This is a genomic window from Variovorax ureilyticus, from assembly GCF_037889935.1.
GTDB classification, from domain to species: Bacteria; Pseudomonadota; Gammaproteobacteria; order Burkholderiales; family Burkholderiaceae_C; genus Variovorax; species Variovorax ureilyticus.
In genome coordinates this window covers 400,875-413,169 of the sequence record NZ_JBBKZU010000005.1, presented here as the reverse complement: position 1 = coordinate 413,169, position 12,295 = coordinate 400,875, and the positions used below count along the sequence as shown (strand labels likewise).

14 protein-coding genes are annotated in these 12,295 nt (G+C 68.8%); 9 read left to right on the top strand and 5 right to left on the bottom strand.

Annotated elements, in window-relative coordinates; translation table 11 throughout:
- The first annotated feature begins 41 nt into the window (after window positions 1–41).
- The 7 genes from WKW77_RS14350 (at window position 42) to WKW77_RS14320 (ending at window position 5,220) form a co-directional block, all read left to right on the top strand.
- The gene (locus tag WKW77_RS14350) at window positions 42–806 is read left to right on the top strand and encodes an SDR family NAD(P)-dependent oxidoreductase (protein WP_340357513.1); all 765 of its coding nucleotides are present in this window, start codon (window positions 42–44) and stop codon (window positions 804–806) included.
- On the top strand, window positions 803–1,690 hold the full coding sequence (locus WKW77_RS14345; protein WP_340357512.1) for a beta-keto acid cleavage family enzyme: 888 nt from the start codon (window positions 803–805) through the stop codon (window positions 1,688–1,690). The genes WKW77_RS14350 and WKW77_RS14345 overlap by 4 nt, the downstream gene beginning before the upstream one ends.
- Window positions 1,687–2,688 carry a quinone oxidoreductase family protein gene (locus WKW77_RS14340; protein WP_422823189.1) on the top strand — a complete coding sequence of 334 codons (1,002 nt, stop codon included), beginning with the start codon at window positions 1,687–1,689 and terminating at the stop codon, window positions 2,686–2,688. Before WKW77_RS14345 ends, WKW77_RS14340 begins: the two co-directional genes overlap by 4 nt.
- Window positions 2,689–2,709: 21 nt before the next feature.
- Entirely contained in the window at window positions 2,710–3,066 is a 357-nt protein-coding gene (locus tag WKW77_RS14335) for a cupin domain-containing protein (protein WP_340357511.1), read from the top strand.
- Between the two features lie 61 nt (window positions 3,067–3,127).
- Window positions 3,128–4,108, top strand: a complete 981-nt coding sequence (locus tag WKW77_RS14330) for a Bug family tripartite tricarboxylate transporter substrate binding protein (protein ID WP_340357510.1) — start codon at window positions 3,128–3,130, stop codon at window positions 4,106–4,108.
- 31 nt (window positions 4,109–4,139) lie between these two features.
- A complete protein-coding gene (locus tag WKW77_RS14325) occupies window positions 4,140–4,604 on the top strand; it encodes a CopD family protein (protein WP_340357509.1) in 465 nt (154 codons plus the stop codon).
- Window positions 4,605–4,626: 22 nt separating this feature from the next.
- Window positions 4,627–5,220, top strand: a complete 594-nt coding sequence (locus WKW77_RS14320; RefSeq protein WP_340357508.1) for a putative pterin-binding protein — start codon at window positions 4,627–4,629, stop codon at window positions 5,218–5,220.
- A gap of 10 nt (window positions 5,221–5,230) precedes the next feature.
- Here WKW77_RS14320 and WKW77_RS14315 read toward each other — a convergent pair whose 3' ends face one another.
- Window positions 5,231–6,121: a LysR family transcriptional regulator gene (locus tag WKW77_RS14315; RefSeq protein ID WP_340357507.1), complete on the bottom strand. Its 891-nt coding sequence runs from the start codon at window positions 6,119–6,121 to the stop codon at window positions 5,231–5,233.
- Window positions 6,122–6,220: 99 nt separating this feature from the next.
- Between WKW77_RS14315 and WKW77_RS14310 the strand changes: the two genes are divergently transcribed.
- Window positions 6,221–6,454, top strand: a complete 234-nt coding sequence (locus tag WKW77_RS14310; protein WP_340357506.1) for a YjiS-like domain-containing protein — start codon at window positions 6,221–6,223, stop codon at window positions 6,452–6,454.
- Here the strand turns inward: WKW77_RS14310 and treF are convergent.
- Genes treF through WKW77_RS14295 form a run of 3 tightly spaced genes read right to left on the bottom strand, consistent with a single transcriptional unit; the run spans window position 6,372 to window position 10,488 of the window.
- Window positions 6,372–8,042, bottom strand: coding sequence for an alpha,alpha-trehalase TreF (gene treF / locus WKW77_RS14305; protein ID WP_340357505.1), 1,671 nt, complete (start codon window positions 8,040–8,042; stop codon window positions 6,372–6,374). The genes WKW77_RS14310 and treF overlap by 83 nt on opposite strands.
- Complete coding sequence (locus WKW77_RS14300) at window positions 8,039–9,286, bottom strand: CaiB/BaiF CoA transferase family protein (protein ID WP_340357504.1); 1,248 nt, start codon at window positions 9,284–9,286, stop codon at window positions 8,039–8,041. Before WKW77_RS14300 ends, treF begins: the two co-directional genes overlap by 4 nt.
- Window positions 9,286–10,488, bottom strand: coding sequence for an acyl-CoA dehydrogenase (locus WKW77_RS14295; protein ID WP_340357503.1), 1,203 nt, complete (start codon window positions 10,486–10,488; stop codon window positions 9,286–9,288). Before WKW77_RS14295 ends, WKW77_RS14300 begins: the two co-directional genes overlap by 1 nt.
- A gap of 188 nt (window positions 10,489–10,676) precedes the next feature.
- Here WKW77_RS14295 and WKW77_RS14290 point away from each other — a divergent pair, with 188 nt between their 5' ends.
- On the top strand, window positions 10,677–11,639 hold the full coding sequence (locus WKW77_RS14290; RefSeq protein ID WP_340357502.1) for a LysR substrate-binding domain-containing protein: 963 nt from the start codon (window positions 10,677–10,679) through the stop codon (window positions 11,637–11,639).
- Here WKW77_RS14290 and WKW77_RS14285 read toward each other — a convergent pair.
- Window positions 11,533–12,258: a TetR/AcrR family transcriptional regulator gene (locus WKW77_RS14285; protein ID WP_340357501.1), complete on the bottom strand. Its 726-nt coding sequence runs from the start codon at window positions 12,256–12,258 to the stop codon at window positions 11,533–11,535. The two genes, WKW77_RS14290 and WKW77_RS14285, sit on opposite strands and share 107 nt — an antisense overlap.
- Between the last annotated feature and the right edge of the window lie 37 nt (window positions 12,259–12,295).

Sequence of the window (12,295 nt, the reverse complement as noted above, 5' to 3'; positions counted from 1 at the left end):
TGGCCGCCAATCCCCTCCATCCCACCCTCTTTCAGGAATTCATGAGCTTCGAACCCACATCCCGACTCGACGGCAAGGTCGCGGTCATCACCGGCGGACTCGGCGCCATCGGCTATGCGACGGCGCGCCGGCTCGCGGGGCTCGGCGCGACGTGCGTGCTGCTGCATCGCAAGGGCGATGACGCCGCTGCGCGCGCCGCCGCGCTGCCGGGCGGCACCGCGCAGCGCCATTCGGCAATCCGCGCCGACATCGTCGACACCCCGAGCCTGCGCAAGGCCGCGGCGGAAGTGCAGGCCGCCCATGGCCGCTGCGACATCCTCGTGAACAGCGCCGGCCACACGCAACCGGTGGCCGCGGCCGATCTCGAAGCGCTGACCGACGAACTCATCGACGACCTGATGCGCGCGAACTTCCGCGGCGTGTTCGCGACCATCCGCGTGTTCGCGCCGCTGCTCAGGCAGAGCGGGGAAGCACTGGTGGTCAATGTGTCGTCGATCTCGGGCTTCACCGGTGTGGGCAGCAACCTCGCCTACGTTGCCGCCAAGGCCGGGCTCGACGTGGTGGGCGATGCGCTCGCCAAGGCGCTGGCGCCTGCGGTGCGCGTGGTGTCGGTGTCGCCGGGTGCGGTCGAATCGTCCTTCGTACCGGGACGCGGCGAGGACTTCAAGGCCAAGATGGCCAGCACCACGCCGCTCGGGCGCATCGGTTCGCCGGAGGATGTCGCCGCCACCATCGAAGCGCTCGCGACCACGATGCGCTTCGTGACCGGCACGCGCATCGTCGTCGATGGGGGGCGTCATCTGTGAGCACGAAGACGCTCATCACCTGCGCGGTCACGGGCAACCTCGTGAAGCCCGAGCAGACGCCGCACCTGCCGGTCACGCCCACCCAGATCGCCGACGAATGCCTCGCCGCCGCCGAGGCCGGCGCGGGCCAGGTGCACATCCATGTGCGCGACCCGAAGACCGGCCGGCCCTCGATGGACGTCGAGCTCTACCGCGAGGTGGTCGACCGCATCCGCCGCAGCAACCGCGAGCTGATCATCAACCTCACGACCGGCCCGGGCGGCCGCTTCATCCCCAGCGAGGACGACCCGAAGGTCGCCGCGCCCGGCAGCACGCTGCTGCCGCCGGAGAAGCGCGTGGAGCACATCGCGCTGATCCGGCCGGACGTCTGCTCGCTCGACCTGAACACCATGAACTCAGGGCCCGACGTCGTCATCAACACGCCGAAGAACGTGCGCCGCATGGCGAAGGTGATGCGCGAAGCCGGCGTGAAGCCCGAGCTGGAGATCTTCGATTCGGGCGACATCCACATGGCGCTCGACCTCATCGCCGACGGCACGCTCGACGGCCCCGGCATGTGGACCTTCGTTCTCGGCGTGAAGTACGGCTTCATGCCCACGCCGCAGACCGTGCTGTACGCACGCGACATGCTGCCGCGAGGTGCCTTCTGGAGCGCCTTCGGCATCGGCCGCATGGAGTTCCCGATCGTCGCGCAGGCGTGGCTGCTGGGCGGCCACGTGCGCGTGGGCATGGAAGACAACATCTATCTCGACAAGGGCGTGCTCGCCGAGAGCAACGCCCAACTCGTCGCCAAGGCGCGCGACATCGTCCGGAGCCTGGGCGGCGAGATCGCCACGGCACGCGAGGCGCGCACGATGCTGGGACTGGGGGAGGCACGTTCATGAGCGCAGTGATGGCAGAGAACACCACGGCACTCGCGCTGCGGGTGAACCAGAAGGCGGCCCACCTCGACGAGCTGCGGCTCGAAGCCGCGCCGCAGCCGCAGCCGGCGGCGAAGCCCGGCTTCGCGGTGGTCAGGGTGTGCGCGGCGGCGGTGAACCCGAGCGACGTGAAAGCCACGCTTGGGATCATGCCGCAGGCCGTCTGGCCGCGGACGCCGGGACGCGACTTCGCGGGCGTCGTGGTCGACGGGCCCGGCGACTGGGTCGGGCGCGAGGTCTACGGCTCGGGCGGCGACGTGGGCATCACGCGCGACGGCTCCCATGCGCGCTTCCTCGTGCTGCCGGCGGAAGCATTGCGCGACAAGCCGCGCGGCATCTCGATGGACGAGGCGGGCGCGGTCGGCGTGCCTTTCGTGACCGCGTACGAGGGCTTCCGCCGCAGCGGCATGCCGCGCGCCGGGCAGACGGTGCTGGTGCTCGGTGCGAACGGCAAGGTCGGCCAGGCGGCGGTGCAGCTCGCCGCACAGGGCGGCGCGCGCGTGATCGCGGTGCAGCGGCGCGCAGGGCCGTTCGAGGGCTTCGCGTGCGCCCCGGTCGATGTGATCGATGCGCGGGAAGGCGATGTCGCGGCCCGCGTGCGCGAGCTCACCCACGGGCGCGGCGTGGACATTGCCTACAACACCGTCGGCAGCGCGTATTTCGATGCCGCGAACAAGTCGATGGCCAAGGGCGCGACGCAGATCTTCATCTCGACGCACGACCGCGCCGTGCCCTTCGACATCTTCGCGTTCTACCGCGGCATGCACACCTACGTGGGCATCGACTCGCTGGCGATGGACTGCATCGCGTCCACCGCGCAGCTCGACGCGATGCGCGAGGGCTTCGAGCGCGGCACGCTCAAGCCTTTTCCGGTGGCGCGCGCCTACACGCTCGACGAAGCGATCGACGCCTACCGGCTGGTGCTTTCGGGCAGCACCGACCGCGTCGTGCTGCGCCCCTGAGCCACACGGAGGAGACTCGCCATGCACGTGACCCGCTTCGACGAAGCGCCCGCCTACGAGGCGCCCAACCACTTCGACATGCGCTGCCTGCGCCTGCAGGGCAAGGAGGCCGGCCCGAGCACCCAGATGTGGATGGGCATGAGCCAGCTGCTGCCCGGCGGCCACACCACGCTCGACGGCTCGCCGATCGAAAAGCTCTACCTCGTGCTCGAAGGCCGGCTGACCGTGGTCGGCGAGCTCGACGACCAGCGCGAAGAGCACGAACTCGGCCCCTACGACAGCTGCCGCTTCGCGCCCGGCGAGAAGCGCCAGCTCGTCAACCGCACCAACCGGCCCGCGCTCGTCGTGCTGGTGATGGCGAACGCACCACCGGCTTGAAGCCTGGGCCTTTCTGATTCGTCGCATTCGAAACCACAACGATTCCCAACGGAGACAAGACATGACGACATTCATTCCCGGCCGGCGCAGCCTGATCGCGGCTTCGCTCGCCCTCTTCGCACTCGGCGAGGCGCACGCGCAGGGCGACTGGCCGCGCGGGCAGACCATCAAGCTGATCGTGCCCTTCACCGCGGGCAGCGGCACCGACATCGTGGCCCGGCTCGTGGCCGAGAAGCTCGGCCCGGCGCTCGGCACCAGCGTGATCGTCGACAACAAGCCGGGCGCAGGCGGCACGCTCGGCGCAACGCAGGTCGCCAAGGCGCCGGCGGACGGCTACACGCTGCTGATCCACTCCGCCGGGCACCTGGTCAACCCGGCGATCTATCCGAACCTCTCCTACGACACGCTGAAGGATTTCGCCGGCATCACGCCGCTCGCGAGCCTGCCCAACGTGCTGGTAACCCCGCCCGGCCGCTTCGCCGACGTGAAGGACCTGGTCGCGCAGGTCAAGGCCAAGCCGGGCGGCTTCAACTACGCATCGGCCGGCAACGGTTCTGCGACGCACATGAACGCGGAGGTGTTCCGGCTCGCCGCGGGCCTGCAGGCGCAGCACGTGCCCTTCCGCGGTACGCCCGAGGCGATGACCGAGGTGATGGGCGGGCGCGTGGACTGGTTCTTCGCGCCGATGGTCTCCGCGCTGCCGTTGATCAAGGACGGGCGGCTCAAGGCGCTGGCGGTGGGCACCGGCAAGCGTTCCGCTGTAATGCCGCAGACCCCGACCACGGTCGAGGCCGGCGTGCCGGGCTCAGAGTACCTGTTCTGGGTCGGCCTTTTCGCGCCTGCGAAGACGCCCCGGCCCATCGTCGACCGCGTGCAGGCGGAAGTAAGCAAGATCATGGAGTCGCCGGATCTGAAGGACCGTCTCGACAAGCTCGGCGCGGAGCCCTTCACGATGCCTTCGGCGCAGTTCGACAAGTTCCTCGCCGAGGAGACGGCCAAGGCGCAGCAAGTGGTGAAAGCGGCGGGCATCAAAGTCGATTGACCGCGCGAGGGGCGGCGGTCTACGCTCGGCCATGCCTGCCCCCTACGCCGCCCTCCTCTTCCTCCACATCGTCTCCGCCGCCTTCTGGGTCGGCGGCATGGCGCTGATGCATTTCGCGGTGCGGCCGGCGGCGGTGGCGACGCTCGAGCCGCCGCAGCGGCTGCCGTTCCTCGCGGCGACGCTGGAGCGCTTCTTCATCGGCGTGTCGAGCGCGATCGCGCTGCTGCTCGCCACCGGCTTCGGGATGATCTGGCTGGCCGGCGGCTTCGCGAACGTGCGGTGGAACGTGCACGCGATGCTGGCACTCGGCCTCTTGATGATGGCGATCTACCTGCACATCCGCTTCGCGCCCTTTCCGCGATTGCGCAATGCGGTCGCGGCGCGCATATGGCCGGTGGCCGCGTCCAACCTCGACACCATTCGCAAGCTCGTCGGGTTGAACCTGCTGCTTGGCGTGATCGTGTTCGCGCTCGCCGCGATCGGTCGCGCAGTCTGACGCGCCGCGCCACAATGCCGCGATGAACAAACGCGACTTCCTCGGCCAGGCGGCAGCAGCCGGCCTGCTGCCTGCGATCACATCCGGTTCGGCCCTTGCGGCGCCCTCCACGTTGAAAGGACCCGGCCTGTTGACCCTCAGCGGTGCGGTCGGCAAGTCCAACCGCGGCCCGGTCGATCCGGCGCTCGACCAGATGTTCGTCAAGCACGGCATCCAGTTCGAGAAGGCCTACGTGTTCGACAGCGAGGCACTGCGCCGCCTGCCGACGGTGCAGATCCGGCCCACGCTCGAGTACGACGCGAAGAAGCATGTGCTGACCGGCCCGCTGCTGACCACGGTGGTCGAAGAAGCCGGCGTGACAGGCGGCAAGGAGACCCAACTCTTCCTGCGCGCAGTCGACGGCTATGTGGTGCCGGTGAACCTCGCCGATGCCCGCACCTACCGGATGATCGTCGCGACCGAGATCGACGGCGCGCCGCTCTCGCTCGGCGGCCTGGGCCCGCAGTGGGCCGTGTACGAGGCCGACACGCTCGCGGCGTTCAAGGACAAGCCGCTCAAGGAACGCTTCGCGCTATGCCCCTGGGGCCTGTACAGCATCGACGTGCGCAAGGGCTGAGTCGTGCGGATCAACGCTGCGCGAAAGCCGAAAGGACCTTCAGCACCGTCGTCGTCGCGCCATCGAGCGCGGGCTTGGGCCGGTGCGCGATGCCGAGGTGACGCGTGAGCTTCGGCATCAACGGCAACACCTGCAGCCGCTCGTTGATCTCCACGCCCACAGGCTGGTGCACCGGGAGCACCGCGGCGCCGTAGCCCGCCGCGACCAGGCTGCGCATCGCCGCGTCGAAGTTGAGTTCGATGCGAGGGCGCGGCGACTCGCCGGCCGCTGCGAACCATTCCATGGTCAGCCGGTACATGTGCGTGGTCGCATCGTTGAAGATCAGCGGCCGCTCGGCCAGCCAGCGTGGCGTGATGCGTTTGGGCGCATCCCACTTCTTCGGAACGAAGGCCATCATGGGCTGGCTGCGCCATCGCGTGACCACCAGATCGCGCATCGGCGGTTGCGGGACCGCGACGAGGCCGACGTCGAGTGTGCCCATCGCGAGGCGCGACATGGTCTCGGCCGAGCCGAGGATGCTCACTTCGACGTCGATGCCCGGGTGGTCCTGCTCCAGCGCCTCGAGCACCTGCGGCAGCAGTTCGACCACCACGCCGGTCGAGGTGCCCAGCCGCACGCGGCCCACGCGCCCCTCGGCCTGCCGGCGCACCACGTCGATCGCGTCGTCGGCGTCGCGCAAGAGCCTGCGTGCGCGCTCGACCAGTGCCGCACCGGCGGCGGTCGGCGTGATGCGGCGCGCCCCGCGCACCAGCAGTTGCGCATCGAGGCGCGATTCGAGTTCGCTGATGTGCAGGCTCACCGTGGGCTGCGCGAGATGCAGCGCGTTGGCGGCAGCGGAAAAGGTGCCGAGATCGACGATGGACACCAGCGAACGAAGCTGGTCGAGGTTGAGATGGCGCATCGGGCAAGCATCAGGAAAGCTGATCGGTTCTCACAGGATTCTCAACTTCCACAATAGCACGCCGGCTTGCAAGATCGAGCTCCATCCAAGGAGCCTCTCATGCAAACGCCAGCGCCCGCACTCTTGACCGCCGTTCTGGACCTGATCCGCAACGCGCGGCGCGTGCGGCTGGACCATCGCCTGCTGCGCGCGATGAGCGAGCGCGAGCTGCGCGACCTGGGCGTGGGCCGCAGCGAGATTCCGGCGCTGCTCAGCGATGCTGGGGCGCCGTGGAGTGCGCCTTGCAGCCGTGGGCGGTGTGCTGCGGATGCTCGGCGAGCAATGCCGCGGTGACGCCGTTGGTCCACCCGAAGCCGTCCTGCAGCGGGTATTCGCCGCCGTGGCCGCCCTGCGTGTCGTCCTGCTCGACGCGGCGCAGGGCGTATTTTTCGACCAGCTTGCCTTCGCGCTCGTAGAGCGCGGCCACCGTCGCAAGCCAGCGATGCGCGAGCGTCCGCGCGAGCTCATGGCACCCGTGGTCGGCGAATCCGCGCACCGCCATCCATTGCAACGGGGCCCAGCCGTTGGGGCGGTCCCACTGCTGGTCGCTCGCGCACTCGGTGGTCGAAAGCCCGCCGGGCGCAAGCATCCGACTCGCGACGGTTGCCGCGAGCGCCTGCGCATGCGCCGGCTCCGCTGCCCCGACGAACAGCGGCGTCACGCAGGCCGCGGTGAGGCAGTCGCGCCGCTGATCGAAGCGCCAGTCGTAGTCGAAATAGGCGTTTTGCGCGTCATCCCAGAAGAGCCGAGTCATGGCCGCCTTGCGTGCGTCGGCCTTTTCGGCGAAGGCCGTGGCGGTTGCTTCGTCGCCCGACTGCCTCGACAGCGCGGCGATCTTCGTTTCGAGCTTGAAGAGGAAGGCGTTCAGGTCCACCGGCAGGATGTCGGTGGTGCAGAGGGTCGAGAGCGAAGGCGCCGTGCCGGCACGCACGTGCTCGCGGCGACGGCGTTCGTCCTCCGTCCGGGGCGAACGCAGCCAACGGGTGCTGAAGTCCCAACCCGACTCGCAGGCCGCGCGGATGTCGCGGTAGATCTCGGCGGGATCGCGTCTGCACGACTGTGCGGTCGTCACGTCCTCGATCCAGGATTCCTCTCGCGGCGTGTCCCGCTCGTCCCAGTAACGGTTGAGCACCACCCCGCCCGGCAGCCGCACCACGCGGCGGACGGCCTGCCCGTGGGCCAGGCCGTCGGCACCGGCCATCCAGAACGCGTGCTCCTTGCGCAGCTGCGGCAGCCAGTCGACCTCGTCGAGCACGCCGCGCTGATGCGCCAGTTCGACCATGAGGGCGAACACGGGCGGCTGGGACCGGCTCACGTAGTAGGTGCGATTGCCGTTCGGCACATGGCCGTAGGCGTCGATGAGGTAGGCGAAGTTCTCCACCGTGTCGCGGATCAGCGGCGCATGGCGCTCGTCGATGAGCCCCAGCATGGTGAAGTACGAATCCCAGTAATAGATCTCGCGGAAGCGCCCGCCCGGCACGAGGTAGGCGTGCGGCAATTGCAGCAACGACGAGCGCGGCGGGTGCGCGGCCGGGTGCCGCGTGAGCACTTTCCAGAGGTCGTCGATATGCGCTGCGATCGGCTGGCCGGGCACCGACACGTAGTCGGAATGCGGCTGTTCGAGCACGTCGAAATGCCTTCCCACGAAGGCTTCGAGGTCGAAGCCCGGCAGCGCCGATTGAGCGCGGTAGGCCGCGAGGATGGCCGCGGGTTCCATGCGGGGCGCGCAGTCGACGAAGGTCTTGCTGTCGGCGAAGATGCGGCCGGTCTGGACCGCGGTGAAGAGTTCCTGGTAGCGGTCCGCGGGGGTCAGCGTGTCGGGGGCAGGCGCAGCGGCTGCGCGCGTCGAGCGCTGCGCGCCGGCCCCGCCCGCGTCGGTCACACGACGCCCGCGTCGCGCAGCGCGGCGCGCCGTTGCTCGTCGATGCCGAGTTCGGCCAGCACCTCGTCGGTGTGCTGGCCCAGCGCCGGCGGCGCATTGCGCAGCACCGGCGGCGTGGACTGAAGCCGCAGCGGGCTCGCGACCCCGACGATGCTTTCGATGCCGTCGCCCGCATCGCGCGGCAGCGTCACGGCGAGACCGCGCGCCTTGACCTGCTCGTCCTGGAAGGCCTGCCCGATGTCGTTGATCGGGCCACAGGGCACCGCCTTGTCTTCGAGCAGCGCGATCCACTCGGCGGTGGTGCGGGTGCGCGTGACTTCTTCCATCTGCGGGATCAGCACTTCGCGGTGCCGCACGCGCAGCGTGTTGGTCGCAAAGCGCGGATCGGCCGCCCAGTCGGCATGACCGGCGGCTTCGCAGAAGCGCGAAAACTGGCCGTTGTTGCCGATCGCCAGCAGCATCGAGCCGTCCTTGGTGTGGAAGTCCTGGTAGGGCGCCAGGCTCGGGTGCGTGTTGCCCTGCCGCTGCGGCGCGACGCCGGTGTTGAGGAAGGCACTCGCCTGGTTCGCGAGGATCGCCATGCCCACGTCGAGCAGCGCCATGTCGATGTGCTGGCCTTCGCCGGTGCGGTGCCGCACTTCGAGCGCGGCGAGGATCGCGGTGCTCGCATACACGCCGGTGAAGAGATCCGTCAGCGCCACGCCCACCCGCAGCGGGCCGCCGCCGGGCACGTCGTCGGGGCGGCCGGTGATGCTCATCATGCCGCTGGTGGCCTGGATCATCAGGTCGTAGCCGGCGCGGTTGGCATGCGGGCCGTCATGGCCGAAGCCGGTCACGCTGCAGTAGATGAGGCGCGGGTTGAGCGCGCGCAGGCTTTCGTGGTCCAGCCCGTACTGCTTGAGGCCGCCGGTCTTGAAGTTCTCGACCACGATGTCGCTTTGCGCCGCCATCTGTCTGAGCAGCGCCTGGCCTTCGGCGGTCGCCATGTCGATCGTGACCGAGCGCTTGTTGCGATTGCACGCGGTGAAGTAGCTCGCCTGGTTGGTGTCGTTGCCCTGCGCGTCTTTCAGGAAGGGCGGCCCCCAGGTACGCGTGTCGTCGCCCACGCCGGGGCGCTCGATCTTGATCACGTCCGCACCCAGGTCCGCGAGGATCTGGGTGCACCACGGCCCCGCGAGCACGCGGGAGAGGTCGAGAACCTTGAGGCCCGCGAGGGCGCCCTGCGTTGCGGTGGGCGTGGTCATCAGTTCGAGAAGGCGGCGATGCCGGTTTGCGCGCGGCCGAGGATGAGCGCGTGGATGTCGTGCGTGCCTTCATAGGTGTTGACCACTTCGAGGTTCACGAGGTGGCGTGCCACGCCGAATTCATCGCTGATGCCGTTGCCGCCCATCATGTCGCGGGCCAGGCGCGCGATGTCCAGCGCCTTGCCGCACGAGTTGCGCTTGAGCAGCGAGGTCACTTCGACCGACGCCGTGCCTTCGTCCTTCATGCGGCCGAGCCGCAGGCACCCTTGCAGGCCCAGCGTGATCTCCGTCTGCATGTCGGCCAGCTTCTTCTGGATGAGCTGGTTGGCCGCGAGGGGGCGGCCGAACTGCTTGCGCTCCAGCACGTAGGTGCGGGCGCGGTGCCAGCAGTCTTCCGCGGCGCCAAGCGCACCCCACGAGATGCCGTAGCGCGCGCTGTTGAGGCAGGTGAACGGACCCTTGAGGCCCTGCACTTCGGGGAAGGCGTTCTCTTCGGGGCAGAACACGTTGTCCATCACGATCTCGCCGGTGATCGAGGCGCGCAGGCCGACCTTGCCGTGGATCGCCGGGGCGCTCAGGCCCTTCATGCCCTTCTCGAGCACGAAGCCGCGGATCGGGCCGACGGTACCGGACTCGGAGACTTCCTTGGCCCAGACCACGAACACGTCGGCGATCGGGCTGTTGCTGATCCACATCTTGTTGCCGGTGAGCGCGTAGCCGCCCGGCACCTTCTTCGCTCGGGTGACCATGCTGCCGGGGTCGGAGCCGTGGTCGGGCTCCGTCAGGCCGAAGCAGCCGATCCATTCGCCGGTGGCGAGCTTGGGCAGGTACTTCTGCTTCTGCGCTTCGGTGCCGAACTCGTTGATCGGCACCATCACCAGCGAGCTCTGCACGCTGGCCATCGAGCGGAAGCCCGAGTCGACGCGCTCGACTTCACGCGCGATCAGGCCGTAGCAGACGTAGTTGAGGCCGGGGCCGCCGTACTGCTCGGGGATCGTCGGGCCCAGCAGGCCGAGGGCGCCCATTTCGCGGAAGACGGCGGGGTCGGTTTCGCCCTTGCGGAAGCCTTCGAGCACGCGCGGTGCGAGGCGTTCCTGACAGTAGGCATTGGCCGCATCGCGCACCATGCGCTCGTCGTCGGTGAGCTGTTGATCGAGCAGGAGGGCGTCGTCCCATTGGAAGCGGGCGTTCTTGATAGCCATGTGAGGTCTCCGGGAAAAAAGTGCGGGAAGCGAGAGTGCTTGGTCGGCCGTCATCGTAAGTCCGCCGCAAGGGGAGCGCAAACGATGATTGGGCACCCAGTTATGCGCTTTGCGCACGTCATAGGACAATGCGCCTGCGTCGTTCCATTGAAGGAACGGTTCGTTCAACTATGTAGGCTTCGCATACCATGCGCCGCAAGATCCCTTCGACCCAGTCGCTCATCTGCTTCGAGGCCGCGGCGCGGCACGAGAGCTACACCCGCGCCGCGCAGGAACTCGCGCTCACGCAGAGCGCGGTGTCGCGCCAGATCACCGCGCTGGAGGACTTCCTCGGCATCGCCCTCTTCCGCCGCACCCGGCACGGCGTGGCGCTGACGCCGGCAGGCGCGGACTACGCGCGCCAGATCGCGCGCCAGCTCGACACCATGGAGCGCGACACCCTCGACGCGATGGCCAGGCAGGGCCAGGGCGGCTCGCTGCAGCTCGCGGCGGTGCCGACCTTCGCGACGCGCTGGCTCATTCCGCGCCTGCCGGATTTCGCGGCGAAGCATCCGGACATCACGGTGCACATCGAAACGCGCACGCGGCCCTTCCTCTTCAACGACACCCCCTTCGACGCCGCGATCTATGCGGGGACGGCCACCCAGACCGCCAACTGGGCCGGCACGAAATCGACGGTGATCATCGAGGAAGACGTGATCCCGGTCTGCAGCCCCGCGCTGCTCGCTGGCCGCAAGCTGCTCTCGCCCGTCGCGATCGCGCGCATGCCGCTCCTGCAGCAGAGCACGCGGCCCGACGGCTGGCGGCAATGGTTCGACGCCCAGAACGTCGATGCTCCCCGCGCGCACAGCGGTCCGCGCTACGAGCTGTTCTCGATGATCGCGATCGCCGCGGCGCACGGCCTCGGCGTCGCGCTGATGCCGACGCTGGCGATCCAGGACGAACTCGCGCGCGGCGAACTCGTCATTGCCTGCGAGCGCCTTCTGCGCGGCGAGCGCAGCTACTACCTGGTGACGCCCGCGGTCGAGGACGAGCGCCCGGCGCTCACGCTTTTTCGCGCCTGGCTGGTCGCGCAGGCGACCGCGACGGATTCGCAGCCGCCTTCTGCGCGCTCGCCATCGCGGCCAGCCCCGCCATCACGTAGCACATGAGCTCCTCGGCGAGCGCGTCGGTCTCCTTGAGTGCCGGCAGCAGCTTGGCCGGAATTTCCTTCGGGATCACCATGATCGCCAGGCACGGCAGCAGCGCGAAGACCACGCCGCGCTGAGCGCTCGGGTGCTCGGGCGGCAGGCCCATCACCTCGCTCACCAGCCCGCGCATGAACTGCGCCTTGGGTCGCACGGCCTTCTCGATCAAGGCGGGCATCGCGGCCGAGGGCGTCATGATCTCCCGCAGCACCACACGGAAGCCCCAGGGCGCGTTCGCGTTCGTGGCGAAGCGCACGAAGTGCGTCAGCACCGAGCGCAGCTTGGCTTCCGCATCGTCGATGTGCTCGACCAGCGCCATCATCTCCTCGAGCCCGATGAGCTGCTGATGCGCCGCGATCAGCACGGCTTCATACAGGCCGTCACGGCTGCCGAAGTGATAGTTGACAGACGCGAGCGGCACGCCCGCGCGCTCGCAGATCTCCTTGCTCGTGGCCTCGGCCAGGCCGCGCTCGGCGAAGACCTTGCCAGCCGTCTCGATGAGATGCAGGCGCGTCGCATCGCCGTCCGGGCGTTGCGCGCGACGTGCGGGCGTGGGAGATTTCTTTCTTGCTGTGGCTGCCATCGCGGTAATCCCTGGACACAAGTCTTAGTTTGAATTT

Coding starts and splice junctions, on each gene's coding strand:
- WKW77_RS14320 (WP_340357508.1), top strand. CDS start 4,627: ATGAACAAACGCGACTTCCTCGGCCAGGCGGCAGCAGCCGGCCTGCTG.
- WKW77_RS14295 (WP_340357503.1), bottom strand. CDS start 10,488: ATGGCTATCAAGAACGCCCGCTTCCAATGGGACGACGCCCTCCTGCTC.
- WKW77_RS14335 (WP_340357511.1), top strand. CDS start 2,710: ATGCACGTGACCCGCTTCGACGAAGCGCCCGCCTACGAGGCGCCCAAC.
- WKW77_RS14340 (WP_422823189.1), top strand. CDS start 1,687: ATGAGCGCAGTGATGGCAGAGAACACCACGGCACTCGCGCTGCGGGTG.
- WKW77_RS14285 (WP_340357501.1), bottom strand. CDS start 12,258: ATGGCAGCCACAGCAAGAAAGAAATCTCCCACGCCCGCACGTCGCGCG.
- WKW77_RS14310 (WP_340357506.1), top strand. CDS start 6,221: ATGCAAACGCCAGCGCCCGCACTCTTGACCGCCGTTCTGGACCTGATC.
- WKW77_RS14315 (WP_340357507.1), bottom strand. CDS start 6,121: ATGCGCCATCTCAACCTCGACCAGCTTCGTTCGCTGGTGTCCATCGTC.
- WKW77_RS14290 (WP_340357502.1), top strand. CDS start 10,677: ATGCGCCGCAAGATCCCTTCGACCCAGTCGCTCATCTGCTTCGAGGCC.
- WKW77_RS14325 (WP_340357509.1), top strand. CDS start 4,140: ATGCCTGCCCCCTACGCCGCCCTCCTCTTCCTCCACATCGTCTCCGCC.
- WKW77_RS14330 (WP_340357510.1), top strand. CDS start 3,128: ATGACGACATTCATTCCCGGCCGGCGCAGCCTGATCGCGGCTTCGCTC.
- WKW77_RS14300 (WP_340357504.1), bottom strand. CDS start 9,286: ATGACCACGCCCACCGCAACGCAGGGCGCCCTCGCGGGCCTCAAGGTT.
- WKW77_RS14350 (WP_340357513.1), top strand. CDS start 42: ATGAGCTTCGAACCCACATCCCGACTCGACGGCAAGGTCGCGGTCATC.